Raw genomic sequence first — 3,450 nt, forward strand, 5'->3', positions numbered from 1 at the left:
GTGCACCGTGAGGTGTACGGCGAAGCGTTGGCAGGGGAAACCAGCAGGCCAGCCATTGAGCCGCGAAATCATGAGTCCAGGGCGCCGACGCTGTTAAGCGAAGCGGAAGGCCACAGTGTGCATGACGATAATCGCAAGCCATGTTTCACGCCCTGCGCGGTCGTAGACCCTGAGCATGCTGGGAAGTCAACTGTACGGAAGCTGGGAGATCTCATCCGTGTCTGGTCGTGACAAGCCAGACGGGGCAGGAAAGGTCACAAGCCAAAAGCCTGCCGTCTACGCGGATGAGAAGTCGGATAACTCCGTAGTACCTGAGAAGTTGTCGAACAATGGGTTTTGCTCAGCGGAGACAATGGAGGAAAGGGAGTTAGCCAAGGGGAACAGCGAACAGCTTTCCGCATCCCGGACGCAGAGCCGGACAAGTGCGTTGTCAGGGTTGCTCGCTGTACGTCAAGCAGCTCGGCGAGATCGCCGGGTAAAGTTCACGAGCTTGCTGCACCACGTGACGGTCGAGCTATTGCACGAGAGTTTCTACAATCTCAAGCGAGACGCGGCCAGTGGTGTGGATGGTCTATCGTGGCGAGAGTATGAGCAAGGTCTGCTCACAAGGCTGACAGCCTTACACGACAAAGTGCATAGTGGCCGCTATCGCGCCCAGCCTGTCCGGCGGGTGTTTATCCCAAAGGCAGATGGTAGCGAGCGCCCGCTGGGCGTAACCGCACTGGAAGACAAGATCGTCCAGACCGCAGTCGTGCAAGTGCTCAACGCAATTTATGAGCAGAACTTTCTCGGACTCTCGTATGGTTTTCGCCCAGGTCGAGGGCAACACGATGCATTGGATGCGTTATCGGTAGGAATACAGAATTCGCGTGTTCGCTGGATATTGGACGTGGATATTCGAGCGTTCTTTGACACCATCGATCACGAATGGATGATGTGCTTCCTGCAACACCGAATCGCGGATAGGCGAATGTTAGCGCTGATAGCTCGATGGTTGCGCACAGGTGTTCTCGAAAATGGAAAGCGCATTCCTGCGAAGCAGGGCACGCCGCAAGGTGCGCCCATTTCACCGTTGCTTGCCAACATCTACCTGCACTACGTGATGGACTTGTGGATCAGGCAATGGCGCGAGCGTACTGCACGAGGTCAGATGATTGCTGTGCGGTACGCAGACGACAGTGTGCTTGGGTTTGAAAAGCATGAAGATGCATGGAGTTTTCGCCAGGCGTTGGAGGCTCGACTAGCTCAGTTCAACCTGACACTGCATCCAGAGAAAACACGTTTGCTACGGTTTGGCTGGTTCGCGATCGAAGATCGCAAGAAGCGCGGAGAAGGAAAACCGGAAACTTTCGATTTTCTCGGGTTCACGCATATCTGTGATAAAACCAAGAACGGGATGTTTGTGGTTAGACGCGTGACCATCGCCAAGCGTATGAGAACGACAATCAGGGAGATACGGGCGCAGTTACACAAGCGCAGGCACGAGCCCGTCCAGGTAATCGGACAATGGTTGAGCCGTCTGTTTAAAGGTTACTGCAACTACTATCACGTACCCAGTAACACACGGCGACTGGATGCCTTTCGCCGTGAAGTGATCGGTGCGTGGAGGCATGCTCTTAAACGGCGAAGTCAGCGGCACCGTCTGAGCTGGGAACGCATGGCTACGTTGGCCCGGCTATTCATACCCTATCCAAGAGAGCTACCAATGCATCCGCATCCCATAACCCGCTTCGGCGTCAAAACCCAAGGCAGGAGCCGTATGCGGTAATTCCGCACGTACGGATCTGTGCGGGGGGGGGGCAGGTGACTGCCATTCCTACCGCGACCCCTGAATCGAGCAATGAGTCATCAGGAAAGTGTAGATCGAAACGGAGTGCGAACACCTGGTGATGATCACTCAGTGCTAGTTGAGTGGTTTCGTACAGTCGTTCACGCTCCGCTGTCGCCACGATGGTTGAGCGCACCAGCCGTTACGTGATCTTGGCAAAACTCGACGCACCGACCGCCGATGCAGCCGCTCAAGCCATTACCCGAGAGATGTCGCGGATGGCGCCCTCACTGCTGAAAACCTTGACACACGATCAAGGCAGTGAAATGGCCCGCCACGCTGAAATCACCACAGACACCGGCATGAAAATTTACTTTGCAGATCCGCACAGTCCGTGGCGGTAGCAGAAGGCTAAAAAAACGCGGCTAAACACCACACACGACGACTAAGAGGACAAGTCCATCGATGCGACGACACCTGTGAGATGCTCAAGAATTCCGCTCGCCGAGCACTTCACCCTGACACCCATGCCAACGTGAATGGCTTCGGAAGGCGAGCAGCAAAAGCGCGCACGAAACGCGCGCAGGAAGTGATTACTGCTGGAAAAGAAATACTTGTGGGCGGTTTCTGTAATGGAGCCAGCGGGGTGCTCGCCCCCCCTCGTCAAATCACGATAGGCAGCATCAAGCCGACGATCGCGAATCATCGAGGCAACACCACCCTCCTCGGAAAAAATCCGATAGAGGTGAGCCCGCGACACCTTGAAATGTACGACAAAATGTTCCACCCCCAGTTGAGGATTGGTCAGATGTTCTTCAACGTAAGCAAAAATGCGACGACGCAACACCATCGACAGCACCGGAGCAGACTGTATCGGGTCCAACCGGCTACGTATGATCACCCCCACCAATAATGAAACTGCCGCCCCCTCGATCGAAGACTCGTCATCGGTGCGCGCAAAATGCCCATGCTGGCACAGACTCATCAGCATCTCGCGCAGCAGGCTCGCCAACGGATCGTACGAACGAATCACGGCGCCATGGAGATTGCGTCCTGCGCTCTCTCGATCCAACGTGTCATGGGACACCATCATCCACACCGTATTGCCGCCCTTAGGTGCAAAAGTGCTCGCCGTTTTTGCAAGGTCCAGAACGAGTATATCCCCGACTCGAACGTCGACCTCGCGGCCGCCACACACCACGCTAGCGCCCCCCTCCAAAAACAACTGCACAATGTACTGGTCCAGTCCGGTCGACAGTACCAACCTCTGGTCACGCTCAAAATGCTGCGCGTTGAACCACATCGTGCCTACCACCGAGCCACCCAGAAAATGGGCCGTCATCCCGCCCTCAAGCACAGCGTGCTGTCGGGCGTCCGCGACCGTCGCCTCGAACAGCGGTGCCGTCAAGCGGCGCCAGGCATCATTCTTGACCGGCTCTTCCAGCGAGCTTGTGGAAAAACTGACCGCGGGAAACACATTGACTGAGCTGCGAAAGTCGCCATCACATGTACTCATGCTTTTTTCCTTCCTTGGAACCTGTTGATATTTCGTAATCCGACGAGACGGGCACATCAGAGTCTAAACACGATTGCTGAACTTCACTACGTCACCCAGGCATCGGACGTTGGCCTTGAATACCTGTGAAATCAGACCACCGAGTACCGCCCCCCCCTAGAAAGGG

General features: G+C 55.6%; 2 protein-coding genes and 1 pseudogene. 2 read left to right on the forward strand and 1 reads right to left on the reverse strand.

Going from position 1 to position 3,450, the window contains the following annotated elements:
• The first annotated feature begins 217 nt into the window (after window positions 1–217).
• Both ltrA and F8N44_RS30610 read left to right on the forward strand, forming a co-directional pair.
• Entirely contained in the window at window positions 218–1,768 is a 1,551-nt protein-coding gene (ltrA, locus tag F8N44_RS30605) for a group II intron reverse transcriptase/maturase (RefSeq protein ID WP_412071586.1), read from the forward strand.
• A 155-nt stretch (window positions 1,769–1,923) separates the two neighbouring features.
• Window positions 1,924–2,169, forward strand: a pseudogene (locus F8N44_RS30610) (IS30 family transposase); the annotation flags it as partial.
• A 44-nt stretch (window positions 2,170–2,213) separates the two neighbouring features.
• Here the strand turns inward: F8N44_RS30610 and F8N44_RS30615 are convergent.
• Window positions 2,214–3,284, reverse strand: a complete 1,071-nt coding sequence (locus F8N44_RS30615; RefSeq protein WP_191630988.1) for a helix-turn-helix domain-containing protein — start codon at window positions 3,282–3,284, stop codon at window positions 2,214–2,216.
• Window positions 3,285–3,450: the final 166 nt, after the last annotated feature.

The organism is Pseudomonas fluorescens (genome assembly GCF_902497745.1).
GTDB lineage: Bacteria > Pseudomonadota > Gammaproteobacteria > Pseudomonadales > Pseudomonadaceae > Aquipseudomonas > Aquipseudomonas fluorescens_BM.